Genomic DNA, 14,124 nt, shown 5'->3' with positions numbered 1-14,124 from the left:
GGATGCGTTATCACGCGATATTCGGAAGCTGCTGGAGCAGATGACTACCGCGTGTCGCGAAGGCGAAGACGTGAGCATCAAAGAAGTCGTCAACAAGTTAAACGAGTTACATGCAGCGCACCTCAAGGTGATCTCTGCTGAGGATAGATTTCATGCAAAAACCGGAACCGACGTCGACGCAGATGCTATCGATTATGATGAAATCCGGTTTGATATCGGGTGCAGACTTGATCGCATCCGCCGAAGCCTCTTGGCAGAGGCAGTTTCTGGAGACGCTGACACCGGAGCAGTTGGCGAGCTTGCCTTATCTGTTCGACTTTTGGGCGATGCCGCATCAGATAGCGCCGAGCGGTGACTGGCGGACCTGGGTGATTTTGGGCGGACGTGGTGCGGGGAAAACCCGCGCTGGCGCTGAGTGGGTTCGCAAGATGGTAGAGGGGGCTGTGCCGCATGCGCCCGGTACCGCCCGTCGTGTGGCTTTGGTGGGTGAAACCATGGATCAGGCGCGTGAGGTCATGGTGTTTGGTGATAGCGGTATCTTGTCTGTCTGTCCGCCGGATCGCCGTCCTCAGTGGATTGCGGGCCGTCGTTTGCTGATTTGGCCTAATGGGGCGGAGGCGCAGGTGTTTTCGGCCCATGACCCCGATAGTTTGCGTGGCCCCCAGTTTGATGCGGTGTGGGCCGATGAATTGGCAAAGTGGCGTAAGGCGGAAGAGGCGTGGGATATGCTGCAGTTTGCTTTGCGCTTGGGGGATCGTCCGCGCGCTTGTGTCACGACGACGCCCCGCAAGTCACAGATGCTGCGCGATTTGCTGGAATTGGATACGACCGTCAACACCCATGCGCCGACGCAGGCGAACCGGGCGAATTTGGCGACAAGTTTTCTGAAAGAGATTGAGGTGCGTTATGGCGGGACATCTTTGGGCCGTCAGGAGATGGAAGGCCTGATGCTGACAGAGGTGGAGGGTGCGCTTTGGACGGACGCGGATTTGGCACGCTGTCAGGTAGCTGAAGCCCCGCCGTTGAACCGTATCGTCGTGGCGATTGATCCGCCAGGGACGTCGCACGCAGGATCTGATGCGTGTGGGATTATCGTTGCGGGTATCAGTATGCAGGGTGATGTGTGTGATTGGCATGCGGTGGTGCTGGAAGATGCCAGCATGTCGGCGGCGCGTCCCACGGCTTGGGCCGAAGCTGCGATTGCTGCGATGCGCAGGCATGGGGCGGATCGGTTGGTGGCCGAGGTTAATCAGGGTGGCGATATGGTTGAGGCTGTGTTGCGCGGGGTTGATGCGATGGTGCCGTATCGGTCGGTGCATGCCACCAAGGGCAAGGTCGCGCGGGCTGAACCGGTTGCGGCGCTTTACGAACAAGGTCGCGTGAGCCATGTGCGGGGGTTGTCTGACCTTGAGGATCAGATGGCGCAGATGACAAGCCGTGGTTTTGAAGGCACAGGCTCGCCGGATCGTGTCGATGCACTGGTTTGGGCATTGTATGATCTGATGATTGAGCCCGCCGCGAAGTGGCGAAAACCCAGTATTCGTGGGCTTTGAGGGTGTTGCGGGCCGTGCGGGACGGTGCTGTCGCGATTTCCTAAACCATTTAATTCAAATTGTTTTTCGTGAACTGCAGATGGTCACCACCGGCCGGCACTAGGAGTTTTGAATGTTTGAATTTTTAAACCGTACCAAGCCAGATGCGGCCCCGGTTGAGGTGAAAGCTTCGGCCACGGGGCGTGTGATGGCGATGTCTAGTGCCGGTCGTGTTGCCTGGTCGCCGCGCGATGTTGTGTCGCTGACGAAGGCTGGATTTTCGGCCAATCCGATTGGCTTTCGTGCGGTGAAACTGATTGCTGAGGCCGCCGCTGCTTTGCCAATTGTGTTGCAGGATGCGGATCGTCGTTATGAGACGCATCCGGTGCAGGCGTTGTTGGCACGCCCTAATGCGGGGCAGGGCCGGGCGGAGTTGCTCGAGGCTTTGTTTGGGCAGGTTTTGCTGACAGGGAATGGGTATCTGGAGGCAGTGGCCGACGATGCGCTGCCGGTTGAGATGCATGTGCTGCGCTCTGATCGGATGTCTGTTGTGCCGGGGGCAGATGGCTGGCCCGTTGGCTATGAGTATATGGTGAATGGCCGCAAGCATCGCTTTCAAGTAACAGAAGGGTTGAGCCCGATTTGCCATATCAAGAGCTTTCATCCGCAAGATGATCACTATGGGTTTTCGGCTTTGCAGGCGGCGGCCTCGGCCATCGATGTGCATAATGCAGCCTCGCGGTGGTCGAAGGCTTTGTTGGACAATGCGGCTCGTCCGTCTGGTGCGATTGTATATCGCGGGGCGGATGGTCAGTCGGCCTTGAGCAATGATCAATATGCCCGGCTTTTGGATGAGATGGAGAGCCAGCATCAGGGCGCGCGCAATGCGGGGCGGCCGATGTTGTTGGAGGGCGGCCTTGATTGGAAGCCGATGGGGTTCTCGCCTTCGGATATGGAGTTTCAGAAGACTAAAGAGGCCGCAGCGCGTGAGATTGCGATTGCTTACGGTGTGCCGCCGATGCTGTTGGGTATTCCCGGCGATGCGACCTATGCAAATTACCAGGAGGCGAACCGCGCATTTTACCGGTTGACGGTGTTGCCGCTGGCGACGCGCGTGATGTCTGCGATTGCCGTTTGGTTGTCGGACTATGCGGGCGAGGATGTCAGCCTGCGTCCTGATCTGGATCAGATTCCTGCTTTGTCTGCGGAGCGTGATGCGCAATGGAAGCGTGTGAGTGATGCGGATTTTTTGACCGATGCGGAGAAACGCGCGCTGCTGGGTCTGCCTGCTTTGGAGGTTGGCGATGGCGCGTAATGTTGTTGAAATGGACGGCAAGCCGCGCCGTGATGCGCCGCCGCCGGTGTCGGATTTTTGGTTTGCGCAGGTCGATGTTCGGTTGGGCCGGATTGAGTTCATGGTGTCCCGTCTGGAATGGCAGGTCTGGATCATTGTCTGCGGCTGCGCCGGCTTGTTGGTTTTTGAAATTGTTAAAGCGCTGAGTGGAGCACCATCATGAATTTGGAACATAAGTTTTGTGCGCTTGGCACTGAGGTGACGGTCACTGATGGCACGATCATCAGCGGATATGCATCGCTGTTCGGTAAATCCGATCAGGGTGGCGATACGGTTGAGAAGGGGGCTTATGGTGCCTCTCTGGCTAAGGGCCGCGGTGTGAAGATGTTGTGGCAACACGACCCAGCCCAGCCGATTGGTGTGTGGGATGAGGTGCGTGAGGATGCCATGGGTCTGTGGGTCAAAGGCCGCTTGCTGACGGATGTGGCCAAAGGCCGTGAGGCGGCGTCGCTGATTGCGGCCAAGGCGATTGACGGGCTGTCCATCGGATACCGGACTGTGAAAGCCCGCAAGGATGACAAGGGCGGTAGGCTTTTGTCGGAGTTGGAGCTTTGGGAGGTGTCTTTGGTCACATTCCCGATGCTTCCTGATGCGCGTGTGGGCGCCAAAGGGGATGACCCTGCGGAGACTGCAATGCGCGAGATGGCTGCGGCATTTGAGGGTGCGCGCCAAATGATGGCGCGGGACTGAGCCCGCCCGAGCAACGATCAAAGGATTGATTGATGAGTAAGACTGAGACCACGTCTCGGGCCGGGGAAGATATGTCTCCTGCCCAGTCTCTGAATACGGCGATTGCCGGGTTCATGAGCGATTTCAAAGACTTTTCCCACGGCGTGAATGCCAAACTTCAAAAACAGGATGACCGGATGAATAAGCTGGACCGAAAGACAATGATGAACGCCCGCCCTGTGCTGGCACAGGCGGCCGCCGAAGATGCACCGCATCAGAAAGCCTTTGCTGCGTACCTGCGCTCGGGCGATGATGACGGGCTGCGTGGCCTTGAGATGGAAGGCAAGGCGCTGGGCACGGCAGTGGCTGCTGACGGTGGCTATCTTGTGGACCCGCAGACGGCGGACACCATTCAGAACAGCCTGTCTTCGACCGCTTCTATCCGGTCGATTGCGAGCGTCGTGAACGTTGATGCGACGTCTTATGACGTACTGGTTGACCACTCTGACATGGGTGCCGGTTGGGCAACCGAGGCGAGCTCTGTTGGTGAAACCGATACGCCAAAGATCGAGCGTATTTCCATTCCTTTGCATGAGCTTTCCGCATTGCCCAAAGCATCGCAGCGTTTGCTGGATGACAGCGCTTTTGACATCGAAGGTTGGCTGGCTGGCCGGATTGCCGACAAGTTTGCCCGTGCCGAAGCGATGGCATTCATTGAAGGTGATGGCGTGGACAAGCCGACAGGCATGTTGACCTACCCAACAGTGGAGAACGATAGCTGGACCTGGGGCAATCTGGGCTATGTCCCATCTGAAACCGCTGGTGGTATCACCCGTGCTGATCCGATCATTGATCTGGTTTATGCGCTGGGTGCTGAGTACCGCGCCAATGCGACATTCGTGATGAATTCGAAAACGGCGGGTCACATTCGCAAGCTGAAGGACAATGACGGGCGTTTTGTCTGGGTTGATGGCATTGCCGAAGGTGAGCCTGCGCGCCTGCTGGGCTACCGCGTTTTGATTGCTGAGGACATGCCGGATATTGATGACAATTCGATGTCTGTCGCGTTTGGTGACTTCTCTGCGGGTTATACCGTGGCTGAACGCCCTGATCTGCGCGTGCTGCGCGATCCGTTCTCTGCCAAACCCCATGTTCTGTTTTACGCCACCAAGCGTGTTGGCGGTGCTGTGAGCGATTTTGCGGCAATCAAGCTGCTGAAGTTCGCGGTCAGCTAAGGCTGAAACCGTGAAACGGGTGCCGCCTTGAAAAGCGGCATCCATCCCCGGCTGCGCATTCAGACAATCCTCGCATTGTCTAGCAGCTCCCTTCCGTCCGAGCAATGCGGGGGGCGGTGCGGCCGGGGGTCTATCGCCCATAGGGCTAAGAGTTTTCGGAGTAATTCCATGATGTTAGTCGAAGAGACCACCGTGCCCATGTCGGCGCTTCCGGTCGCTGAGTTCAAAGACCATTTGCGCCTGGGATCGGGGTTCGCCGACGATGGAGTTCAAGATACGGTGCTGGAGAGCTATCTGCGTGCGGCTATGGCCGCGATTGAGGCCCGCACCGGCAAGATCCTGATTGAGCGCGAGTTTAGCTGGACCTTGACCGCGTGGCGCGACGCGCGCCGTCAGCCGCTGCCGGTGGCCCCGGTGAACGCTGTCAGCGCTGTGACGCTGCTTGATATGCAGGGGATTGAGACAGTCGTGGATGTGGATAGCTGGTATCTGGAGCCTGATATGCAGCGCCCAAGTTTGCAGCCTGCGGGCACGTGTTTGCCATCCCTGTCGACAGGTGGATCGGTGCGCATTGGCATGCTGGCGGGCTTTGGCCCGGAGTGGAGCGATTTGCCCAGCGATCTGGCGCAGGCTGTCATGCTGCTGGCCGCCCATTTCTATGAATATCGTCACGATGTGTCGCGTTCTACGCCTGCGATGCCTGTGGGTGTGCGGGCTTTGATTGAAAGCTATCGCACGGTCCGCCTGTTCATGGGTGGTCGCGTATGAGTGCGCCACAGCTGAACCGGTCGCTCGTGTTGGAGGCCCCGTTGAAGGTGGCGGATGGCGCGGGCGGTTATACCCGTGATTGGGAGCCGCTGGGCGTGTTATGGGCCGAGGTAAAGGCCGGGACAGGTGCGGAGAAGGCAGAGACGGCGATGACATTCTCGCGCGTGCCTTATCGGATTACCGTGCGTGCCGCACCTTATGGCGCGCCGTCACGCCCGGTGGCCGGACAGCGCTTTCGCGACGGGGCACGGGTGTTTGAGATCTACGCCGTGGCCGAGCAGGGGGTGCGGGCCGCCTATCTGACGTGTCATGCGCAAGAGGAGGTGGCTCCATGAGTTATGGTGTTGCAGCGGCCCTGCAACGGGCTGTGTTCCAGCGATTGAGTGGCGATAGTGCCTTGGCCACATTGATTGGTACGGACATCTATGATGCTTTGCCTACCGGTGCATTGCCCGCCCTTTATGTGGTGTTGGGGGCTGAGGATGTGCGCGATGCGTCGGACAAGACCGGCGCGGGGGCTTGGCATCAATTCACGGTCACGGTTGTGACCCAGAGCGCAGGGTTTGCGGCCGCGAAAGCCGCGGCTGCTGCGGTGAGCGATGCGCTGGTGGATGCGCCTTTGACCTTGGATCGCGGTGCTTTGGTTTCACTGAATTTTTACAAGGCGAAGGCCGCCCGTGTGGGGACGGGCGCTGTCCGCCAGATCAACATGATTTTTCGTGCCCGCGTAGCGGATGACACGTAACCCAATCTGAATATGAGGAGTACGCCTGATGGCTGCACAAAATGGTAAGGACCTGTTGGTCAAAATCGATATGACCGGTGGGGGCATGTTTGAAACAGCCGCTGGCTTGCGCGCCACGCGGATCAGTTTGAATGCTGAAACGGTGGATGTGACCAGTCTGGAAAGCACGGGCGGCTGGCGTGAATTGCTGGGTGGGGCGGGCGTGAAAACCGCCTCGATCTCGGGCTCTGGTGTGTTCAAGGATGAGGCCACGGATGAGCGTGCGCGTCAGATTTTCTTTGACGGCGAAACGCCCGATTTTCAGGTGATTGTGCCGGGGTTTGGCACGCTGCAAGGGCCGTTTCAAATTACGTCGGTTGAATATGCAGGGTCACATAACGGCGAGGCGACCTATGAGCTATCATTGGCCTCTGCTGGTGCGCTGACCTTTGTGGCGTTGATCTGATGACGAACCCCTGGGCCGGTGAGGTCGCTGTTGTGATTGATGGCGTGCCGCATGATTGCAAGCTGACGCTGGGTGCGTTGGCGGAGTTGGAGGCAGCGCTGGGCGAAGGCTCTCTCGTTGATTTAATTCGCCGGTTTGAGGGGGCCGCATTTTCCGGCGCCGATGTGATGGCTGTGGTTGTGGCTGGTCTGCGTGGTGGCGGTTGGGCCGGCACGTCGGCGGATTTGATGACGGCTGAGATTGCGGGTGGTCCGGTGGGTGCGGCGAAGGCGGCGGCATTGATGCTGGCACGTGCTTTTGCGGTGCCGGAGTAACCGATGGATTGGCCGGGGCTGATGCATGCAGGTCTGCATCTGTTGCGGTTGAGCCCGGACAGTTTCTGGGCGCTTACCCCGGCGGAATTGCAGATCATGTTGGGGGCGTCAGGTGCTGCGGTCCCGATGGCCCGCCCGCAGCTTGATGCTTTGCTGCGCGACTTTCCTGATGACGTGAAGGACAAAGATGATGGATGACATCGACAAGATAGACACGCTGGAAGACGGTGTAGGCGCGTTGGAGGCTGCATTAGGCGATGCCTCAGCCATGACGGCGGCGTTTGAAGATCAATTGCATTCGGTGCAGTCATCCTTGGCTGATACAACGCGCGATCTGGGCAATTTGGAGCGTGGTTTTTCCCAAGGTTTGCGTTCCGCCTTTGACGGGCTGGTTTTGGATGGTCAGAGCCTGACTGATGTATTGGGTGGTTTGGCCGAGAAGATGGTGAATACTGCCTACTCGGCGGCTGTAACCCCGGTCACGAACCAACTGGGTGGGCTGCTGTCAGATGGATTGAATACGGTCGTGTCCGGTTTGATGCCGTTTGCCGATGGTGGCACCTTTACGCAAGGCCGAGTGATGCCCTTTGCCAAGGGTGGTGTCGTCAGCAGCCCCACCAGTTTTCCCATGCGAGGCGGCACTGGCCTCATGGGTGAGGCAGGACCAGAGGCGATCATGCCCTTGGCCCGTGGCGCTGACGGCAGTTTGGGTGTGCGCGGTGCGGGTGGGGGTGCCACAACCATCAACATGAATATTACCACCCCAGACGCCCAAGGTTTTCAGCGCAGCCGTACCCAGATCGCAGCACAGATGAGCCGCGCGCTGGGCCGTAGCGCCCGCCATCAATAGGAGCCGTTATGACATTCCATGATGTAAGATTTCCCGCCTCACTGAGTTTTGGTGCCTTGGGTGGACCCGAGCGCCGGACCGAGATTGTCACGCTGGCCAATGGGTTTGAGGAGCGTAATACGCCTTGGGCGCATGCCCGCCGTCGTTACGACGCGGGCTGTGGTCTGCGCTCGCTTGATGATGTGGAGGCGTTGATTGCATTTTTCGAGGCCCGTCAGGGCCAGTTGATCGGGTTTCGTTGGAAGGATTGGAGTGACTATCTGTCATGCAAGCCGTCATGTGCTGTGGAAGCCTCAGACCAGCTACTTGGCTTGGGTGATGAGGTGACACGGGACTTTCAGCTGATGAAGTCTTATCGGTCCGGGGATGCTGTCTATCGGCGCCCGATTACAAAACCAGTCCAAGGTTCTGTGCGCGCTGAAGTCGGTGGCGATCTGGTCCAGCAAGGCGTCGATTTTGAGGTGGACCATAACAGTGGCCTGCTGACCTTTGTGAATGCGCCCGATGAAGGCGCAGAGGTGCGCGCAGGCTTTGAGTTTGATGTGCCGGTCCGTTTTGACACCGATGCGATCATGACCTCGGTGTCCAGTTTCCAAGCGGGTGAAGTGCCTGATGTTCCAGTGGTCGAGGTGCGGATATGAGTGAAGACATCCTTTATGACCATCTACGCAGAGGCGTGACGCATACCTGCCATTGCTGGCTGATCCGCAGGCTGGATGGTACGGCGCTGGGCTTTACCGATCACGACGCCAGCCTGCAATTCGATGGGATTGTCTTTGCCCCCCAAAGCGGGCTGAGCGCACGGGCGATTGCGAGCACGACGGGTCTGTCGATCAACAATACCGAGGCCTTCGGCGTGCTGTCAGATGACGCCATCACCGAAGCTGATATTCTGGCTGGTCGCTATGACGGTGCCACCGTGCAGGTTTGGCTGGTGTGTTGGGATGATGTCGCAGCGCGCAAGACCCTGTTTCGCGGGTCCTTAGGCGAAATCACCCGTGGGGCGGGCGGATTTGAAGCGGAGTTGCATGGTTTGACTGAGGTTTTGAACCAGACCCAAGGCCGCACCTATATGAAAACCTGTGGCGCTGTTTTGGGCGATGCCCGCTGCCGGTTTGCGGTGGATCAGGCGTCGTATCGGCTGGACTATACGTTGACCACGGCCACGGATGGGCAGGTTTTTACGCTGGAGGGCGTTGAAAACTTCAATGCGGGCTGGTTTGAAAGCGGACTGCTTGAGGTTTTGACCGGCGCTGCGGCGGGGCTGAAGGATGTCATCAAATCTGATGTGGGCGAGGGGGACCGCGTACTGACGCTCTGGTCGCCGTTGAACGCGGTGATCGTGCCGGGTGATGTGCTGCGTGTGACGGCGGGGTGCGACAAGACGGCGGCGACATGCCGGGAAAAGTTTGACAATTTCCTGAACTATCAGGGGTTTCCTGACATGCCCGGTGAAGACTGGATGGTCAGCGTGCCGCGTTCGGATGAAACCAACGCCGGCGGCAGCCTGAACCGATGAGTGCGCAGGTGGTCGGTATCGCGCGTGCCTGGATTGGGACGCCCTATTTGCATCAGGCCTCTGTGCAGGGCGTAGGCTGTGATTGTCTGGGTCTGTTGCGGGGCATCTGGCGCGAGGTTTATGGACAAGAACCCGAAGCGATCCCGGCCTATACCCAAGATTGGTCCGAGCCGCAGGGGGCCGAGCGACTGCTGACCGCAGCGCATCGGCATTTGAAGGATGTATCAAATGCCCCCTTTGCGGCCGGTCAGGTGATCCTGTTTCGGATGCGCCAAAGGGCCGTTGCCAAGCATCTGGGGCTATTATCGCATGATGAAGATGCTCTGAAATTTATTCACGCCTATCAGGGGCATGGCGTTGTCGAAAGCCCGCTTTCTGCGCCTTGGCGCAAACGTATCGCGGCGCGGTTTGCATTCATTGAAAGGGACGACTGATGGCAACGATTGCACTTTCCGCCGCCGGAGCGGCGCTTGGCGGCTCTATCGGGGGTGGCATCTTGGGCCTGTCCATGGCGACAATCGGGCGTGCCGCGGGGGCCGCGATTGGCCGCCGGATTGACCAACAGTTGTTTGGCAGCGGTAGCGAGGCGATTGAAACGGGCCGCATTGACCGCTTTCGTGTGACGAGTGCGGTTGAGGGGGCGGATGTCCAGCAAATCTACGGTCGGATGCGGGTTGCAGGACAGGTCATCTGGGCGTCGCAGTTTCTGTCATCGACGACGACCTCTGGCGGAGGCAAGGGAAGCTCTCCTTCCACCCCGGAAACCACGACCTATTCCTATTCGGTCAGTCTGGCGGTTGCCCTTTGTGAGGGGCAGATCAGCCGGATTGGCCGGATCTGGGCCGATGGGACAGAGATTTCACCCGATACGCTGAACATGCGGCTTTATACGGGTACGGATGACCAATTGCCCGATCCCAAGATTTCTGCTGTGGAAGGGGAAGAGAATACACCAGCCTATCGCGGTACAGCTTATGTTGTGTTGGAAGACCTTGCTTTGGGTCAGTTTAGCAATCGCGTCCCACAGCTGACCTTTGAGGTGATGCGCCCCGATCAGAATGCGTCTGGTGATGTCGCCAATATGGTGCAGGGTGTGGCGCTGATGCCGGGGGCAGGCGAATACGCTTTGGCGACATCGCAGCTTTATACGGCCTCAGGTTTTGCTGCGAAGACAGCGATCAACACGCATTCGCCGCTGGGTGGCAGTGATTTTACCGTATCCATGAATGCGCTTGAGGCGGAGATGCCAGCCTGCGGATCGGTGATGCTGCCGATCCATTGGTTTGCCGATGATCTGCGCTGTGGGGACTGTCAGATCGCGCCCAAAGTGGTGCAGGGGCAGCGTGATGCAAGCGCTATGTCTTGGGTTGTCAGTGGTATGACACGCAGTGCGGCGGGCGTCGTCGTCGAGGTGGATGATGTGCCGGTTGCCGGTGGCACGCCAGCGGATGCTGCCGTGGTGGAAGCCATAACTGAGCTGAAAGCGCGCGGGCTCGAGGTGGTTGTGAGTCCGGTTTTGATGATGGAGCAGCTTGACGGAAATATGCTGCCAGACCCGCTGACGGGCGGCACGGGGCAGGCTGCATTGCCCTGGGTCGGGCAGATCACCACGTCTATGGCACCCGGCATTACTGGCTCACCTGATGGGACCGCTGCGGCGGAGGCCGAGGTTGCCGCTTTTATCGGGCAGGCTAGTGCTGCCGATTTCGCCGTGTCCGGGACAAATGTAAGCTATACTGGTGCTACAGAGACCAGCTATCGTCGGTTTATCCTGCATTATGCCCATCTTTGTGCTGCCGCAGGGGGCGTTGACGCCTTTTGCATCGGAACCGAATTGGCGGGGCTGACAAAGGTGCGCGGCGCAAGCGGATTTCCTATGGTTACAGCGCTGCGCAGTCTTGCCGCAGACGTGCGTCAGATTTTGGGGGCCACATGCAAGATCAGCTATACCGCGGATTGGTCCGAGTATCACGGGATGCAACCTGCCGGGACCTCTGACAAGATGTTCCACCTTGATGCGCTTTGGGCGGATGCAAATATTGATTTCGTAGGAGTCTCTGCGGCGTTCCCGCTGGCTGATTGGCGCGACGGCACGGACCATCGCGACGTGAGTGCAGGCGCGATCTATGGGCAGCCCTATTTGCAATCCAACGTTGCGGGTGGCGAATATTACGACTGGTCCTATCCGACCCCAGAGGCACGCGAGGCGCAACGGCGCATTCCGCTGACCGATCCTGACAATGAACATTGGGTCTGGCGTGCGAAAGATTTTTACGGTTGGTGGGCACATCAGCACCACGACCGGGTTGATGGCGTCAGGCAAAGCTTGGCGACAGATTGGGTGCCGCAAAGCAAACCCATCTGGTTTACCTCTGTGGGCTGTCCCGCGATTGACAAAGGGGCCAATGACCCGGGGCATGTTTTGTGCGGGTCAGAGCAGTTGCCTTACGCCTCAAACGGGAACCGTGATGACCTGATGCAGATGCAATATTTGCGGGCCATGACCAGCCATTATGCCCTGTCCGACAATAACCCTGTCTCCACCATATATGCCGGACGCATGGTAGATACCGCGCATATGCATGTTTGGGGGTGGGATCCGCGCCCTTATCCCTATTGGCCCGGCAATACGACGGCCTGGTCTGATGGCGACAGCTTTGCTACTGGGCCATGGCTGAATGGGCGGGTGACACATCGGTCGCTGGCCTCTGTGGTGGCGGAGATTTGTACACGCTCTGGCTTGACGCAATACGATGTCAGCGGGCTTTTTGGTGTGGTGCGTGGCTATAACGTAAGCGATACAGGCACCGGGCGGGCGGCCTTGCAGCCGTTGATGCTGGCCTATGGGTTTGATGCGGTTGAACGTGACGGTGTACTTGTGTTCCAAAATCGGGACGGGCGTGTGCATCATGATCTGAAAGATGCAGAGATCGCCTTTGATCCTGAGACAGATAGCAGTGTATCCCTTAAACGCGCGGCTGCCGCCGAAATCGCGGGCCGGGTTCAGTTTGCCCATATTGATGCCGATAGCGATTATGCTGCGGTTGCAAGTGAAATCGTCCTGCCCGACGACCAGACACTGATCATCACCCGCAGCGAGGCACCCATCGCGTTGACCCGCGCTGAGGGCAAGGAGGTGGTGGCCCGCTGGTTGCAAGAGGCGCGGATCGGCCGCGAAACCATCAGCTTTGCCTTGCCGCCTTCGCAGTTGGCGGTCGCTGCGGGCGATACTGTCGCGCTCAATACGGACAGTGTGAGCGGTACCTACCGCATTGACAGGATCGAGGAGGCCGGGCTGCGCCTGATCGAGGCGACACGGGTGGAGCCCGAAGTCTATCGCAAACGCGCCATCCCCGAAGAGAGCGTGCAATTGCAGGCGTATGTTGCACCAACCCCGGTGGAGTTGTCATTCCTTGATCTGCCTTTGCTGACGGGTGATGAGCTGCCGCATGCGCCATATGTTGCGGTCGCAGGCCTACCTTGGCCGGGCAGTATCGCGCTTTATGGTGCGGCGCAGGACAGTGATTATACCTTGCATGATATCATGCATGATCCTGCCACTGTTGGCGTCACGCAGACAGAACTGGCGCGAGGGCCGGTGGGTATCTGGGACCGTCAAAGCGGGGTCGAGGTGGCATTGACCAATGGCACGCTCAGTTCAGCCCTGTACGAGGCTATGCTGGCGGGTGCGAATACGCTGGCCATCGGTGATGGGTCCAATGACAATTGGGAAATCCTGCAGTTTCAAAATGCCGCTGTGGTTGGCGACCGGGTTTATAGGCTGTCAGGTCTGTTACGTGGTCAGGCTGGCAGTCGGGGGCTGATGCCGGATAGCTGGCCTGCTGGATCGCGTGTTGTCATAATGAACGGTGTGCCAAAGCAAATTGCCTTGGCCACGGCCACACGCGGCACTGAACGGCATTTCCGCTATGGACCGGCCACGCAGGCGATGGATGATGCCAGCTTTCGTTATGAAACACAGACCTTCGCAGGCAACGGCCTGCGGCCTTACCCCGTGGCCCATTTGCGGGCGGAAACAGTGGGGGGCGACATTGCCTTTTCATGGATCAGATGCAGTCGGATTGACGGTGACATCTGGGCGGATGGGGATATTCCTTTGGGGGAAGACAGTGAGCGTTACCGGGTCCGTGTGTCAAAATCAGGCAGCCTCATACGCGAAGAGATCGTGACGACCCCTGCATGGACGTACACCAGCACCGATCTAAGCGCGGATATCGGATATGGATTTTACACCATTGAGGTGGCGCAGATTTCGGACCGTTACGGCGCTGGGCTGAGCGTTGAGATGCTGAAGTACCTATGAGGCCAGTCCAACTGGCCGATATCGAAATGGCGGCGCGCGTTCTGATGGGGGTGGCCCCTGCGGCGCGCGATGCTGTGATGCGTGATATGATCATACAAGCACAGACAGCCGATGCGTATCGGCGCTTTCATGGCAAACCGCATCCCCGGTTTGGCTCTGGCGCGGTTCTGTCTTGCGCGGCGCGTCAAGACCCGGTCCCGCGTCCAGCGGCGCTTGGGCTGGATGCGCTTGCGGCTTATGCTATCGTGATCCAAACGCTTTTGGCCGATGCGTCATATCAATCATCGTGAAATAGGCCATCACAGCTTTGTTCTTGGCTTGGCGGCCCTATCTGATCTATCAAAGAGGTCTGAATAACCGCGAGGTGCG

The 14,124-nt window shown here is 58.6% G+C and carries 17 protein-coding genes; all 17 read left to right on the top strand.

What is annotated here, in order from left to right; translation table 11 throughout:
* Positions 1-194: 194 nt before the first annotated feature.
* The 17 genes from BC777_RS04925 to BC777_RS04850 all read left to right on the top strand — a co-directional run bounded on the left by BC777_RS04925 (position 195) and on the right by BC777_RS04850 (position 14,045).
* Positions 195-1,553, top strand: coding sequence for a DNA-packaging protein (locus tag BC777_RS04925; RefSeq protein ID WP_211095356.1), 1,359 nt, complete (start codon positions 195-197; stop codon positions 1,551-1,553).
* A gap of 112 nt (positions 1,554-1,665) precedes the next feature.
* Complete coding sequence (locus BC777_RS04920) at positions 1,666-2,847, top strand: phage portal protein (protein WP_100367008.1); 1,182 nt, start codon at positions 1,666-1,668, stop codon at positions 2,845-2,847.
* Positions 2,837-3,049 carry a hypothetical protein gene (locus tag BC777_RS04915; protein ID WP_100367007.1) on the top strand — a complete coding sequence of 71 codons (213 nt, stop codon included), beginning with the start codon at positions 2,837-2,839 and terminating at the stop codon, positions 3,047-3,049. Before BC777_RS04920 ends, BC777_RS04915 begins: the two co-directional genes overlap by 11 nt.
* Entirely contained in the window at positions 3,046-3,576 is a 531-nt protein-coding gene (locus BC777_RS04910) for an HK97 family phage prohead protease (protein ID WP_100367006.1), read from the top strand. Before BC777_RS04915 ends, BC777_RS04910 begins: the two co-directional genes overlap by 4 nt.
* A 32-nt stretch (positions 3,577-3,608) precedes the next feature.
* Positions 3,609-4,790 carry a phage major capsid protein gene (locus BC777_RS04905; protein WP_100367005.1) on the top strand — a complete coding sequence of 394 codons (1,182 nt, stop codon included), beginning with the start codon at positions 3,609-3,611 and terminating at the stop codon, positions 4,788-4,790.
* Positions 4,791-4,958: 168 nt separating this feature from the next.
* Positions 4,959-5,558: a head-tail connector protein gene (locus BC777_RS04900; protein WP_100367004.1), complete on the top strand. Its 600-nt coding sequence runs from the start codon at positions 4,959-4,961 to the stop codon at positions 5,556-5,558.
* Entirely contained in the window at positions 5,555-5,893 is a 339-nt protein-coding gene (locus BC777_RS04895) for a head-tail adaptor protein (protein ID WP_100367003.1), read from the top strand. The genes BC777_RS04900 and BC777_RS04895 overlap by 4 nt, the downstream gene beginning before the upstream one ends.
* Complete coding sequence (locus BC777_RS04890) at positions 5,890-6,303, top strand: DUF3168 domain-containing protein (RefSeq protein ID WP_100367002.1); 414 nt, start codon at positions 5,890-5,892, stop codon at positions 6,301-6,303. The genes BC777_RS04895 and BC777_RS04890 overlap by 4 nt, the downstream gene beginning before the upstream one ends.
* 28 nt (positions 6,304-6,331) lie before the next feature.
* Complete coding sequence (locus BC777_RS04885; protein ID WP_100367001.1) at positions 6,332-6,748, top strand: phage major tail protein, TP901-1 family; 417 nt, start codon at positions 6,332-6,334, stop codon at positions 6,746-6,748.
* Entirely contained in the window at positions 6,748-7,062 is a 315-nt protein-coding gene (locus tag BC777_RS19330) for a gene transfer agent family protein (RefSeq protein WP_168769078.1), read from the top strand. Before BC777_RS04885 ends, BC777_RS19330 begins: the two co-directional genes overlap by 1 nt.
* Positions 7,063-7,065: 3 nt before the next feature.
* On the top strand, positions 7,066-7,260 hold the full coding sequence (locus BC777_RS19325; RefSeq protein WP_168769077.1) for a rcc01693 family protein: 195 nt from the start codon (positions 7,066-7,068) through the stop codon (positions 7,258-7,260).
* The gene (locus tag BC777_RS04875; RefSeq protein WP_100367000.1) at positions 7,253-7,912 is read left to right on the top strand and encodes an RcGTA-type gene transfer agent tail tape measure protein; all 660 of its coding nucleotides are present in this window, start codon (positions 7,253-7,255) and stop codon (positions 7,910-7,912) included. The genes BC777_RS19325 and BC777_RS04875 overlap by 8 nt, the downstream gene beginning before the upstream one ends.
* An 8-nt stretch (positions 7,913-7,920) precedes the next feature.
* The gene (locus BC777_RS04870) at positions 7,921-8,553 is read left to right on the top strand and encodes a DUF2460 domain-containing protein (RefSeq protein WP_100366999.1); all 633 of its coding nucleotides are present in this window, start codon (positions 7,921-7,923) and stop codon (positions 8,551-8,553) included.
* A complete protein-coding gene (locus BC777_RS04865; protein WP_100366998.1) occupies positions 8,550-9,431 on the top strand; it encodes a phage/gene transfer agent baseplate hub protein in 882 nt (293 codons plus the stop codon). Before BC777_RS04870 ends, BC777_RS04865 begins: the two co-directional genes overlap by 4 nt.
* Complete coding sequence (locus BC777_RS04860; protein ID WP_100366997.1) at positions 9,428-9,865, top strand: NlpC/P60 family protein; 438 nt, start codon at positions 9,428-9,430, stop codon at positions 9,863-9,865. Before BC777_RS04865 ends, BC777_RS04860 begins: the two co-directional genes overlap by 4 nt.
* Positions 9,865-13,755 carry a baseplate multidomain protein megatron gene (locus BC777_RS04855; protein ID WP_100366996.1) on the top strand — a complete coding sequence of 1,297 codons (3,891 nt, stop codon included), beginning with the start codon at positions 9,865-9,867 and terminating at the stop codon, positions 13,753-13,755. Before BC777_RS04860 ends, BC777_RS04855 begins: the two co-directional genes overlap by 1 nt.
* Positions 13,752-14,045, top strand: coding sequence for a DUF7742 family protein (locus tag BC777_RS04850; RefSeq protein WP_100366995.1), 294 nt, complete (start codon positions 13,752-13,754; stop codon positions 14,043-14,045). Before BC777_RS04855 ends, BC777_RS04850 begins: the two co-directional genes overlap by 4 nt.
* Positions 14,046-14,124: the final 79 nt, after the last annotated feature.

It is taken from the genome of Yoonia maricola, from assembly GCF_002797915.1.
GTDB classification, from domain to species: domain Bacteria; phylum Pseudomonadota; class Alphaproteobacteria; order Rhodobacterales; family Rhodobacteraceae; genus Yoonia; species Yoonia maricola.
The sequence above is the reverse complement of the archived record's forward strand: the minus strand, read 5'-3'. Positions and strand labels throughout refer to the sequence as shown.

Coding starts and splice junctions, on each gene's coding strand:
- BC777_RS04870 (WP_100366999.1), top strand. CDS start 7,921: ATGACATTCCATGATGTAAGATTTCCCGCCTCACTGAGTTTTGGTGCC.
- BC777_RS19325 (WP_168769077.1), top strand. CDS start 7,066: ATGGATTGGCCGGGGCTGATGCATGCAGGTCTGCATCTGTTGCGGTTG.
- BC777_RS04920 (WP_100367008.1), top strand. CDS start 1,666: ATGTTTGAATTTTTAAACCGTACCAAGCCAGATGCGGCCCCGGTTGAG.
- BC777_RS04915 (WP_100367007.1), top strand. CDS start 2,837: ATGGCGCGTAATGTTGTTGAAATGGACGGCAAGCCGCGCCGTGATGCG.
- BC777_RS19330 (WP_168769078.1), top strand. CDS start 6,748: ATGACGAACCCCTGGGCCGGTGAGGTCGCTGTTGTGATTGATGGCGTG.
- BC777_RS04850 (WP_100366995.1), top strand. CDS start 13,752: ATGAGGCCAGTCCAACTGGCCGATATCGAAATGGCGGCGCGCGTTCTG.
- BC777_RS04925 (WP_211095356.1), top strand. CDS start 195: ATGATGAAATCCGGTTTGATATCGGGTGCAGACTTGATCGCATCCGCC.
- BC777_RS04885 (WP_100367001.1), top strand. CDS start 6,332: ATGGCTGCACAAAATGGTAAGGACCTGTTGGTCAAAATCGATATGACC.
- BC777_RS04900 (WP_100367004.1), top strand. CDS start 4,959: ATGATGTTAGTCGAAGAGACCACCGTGCCCATGTCGGCGCTTCCGGTC.
- BC777_RS04910 (WP_100367006.1), top strand. CDS start 3,046: ATGAATTTGGAACATAAGTTTTGTGCGCTTGGCACTGAGGTGACGGTC.
- BC777_RS04875 (WP_100367000.1), top strand. CDS start 7,253: ATGGATGACATCGACAAGATAGACACGCTGGAAGACGGTGTAGGCGCG.
- BC777_RS04865 (WP_100366998.1), top strand. CDS start 8,550: ATGAGTGAAGACATCCTTTATGACCATCTACGCAGAGGCGTGACGCAT.
- BC777_RS04895 (WP_100367003.1), top strand. CDS start 5,555: ATGAGTGCGCCACAGCTGAACCGGTCGCTCGTGTTGGAGGCCCCGTTG.
- BC777_RS04890 (WP_100367002.1), top strand. CDS start 5,890: ATGAGTTATGGTGTTGCAGCGGCCCTGCAACGGGCTGTGTTCCAGCGA.
- BC777_RS04905 (WP_100367005.1), top strand. CDS start 3,609: ATGAGTAAGACTGAGACCACGTCTCGGGCCGGGGAAGATATGTCTCCT.
- BC777_RS04855 (WP_100366996.1), top strand. CDS start 9,865: ATGGCAACGATTGCACTTTCCGCCGCCGGAGCGGCGCTTGGCGGCTCT.
- BC777_RS04860 (WP_100366997.1), top strand. CDS start 9,428: ATGAGTGCGCAGGTGGTCGGTATCGCGCGTGCCTGGATTGGGACGCCC.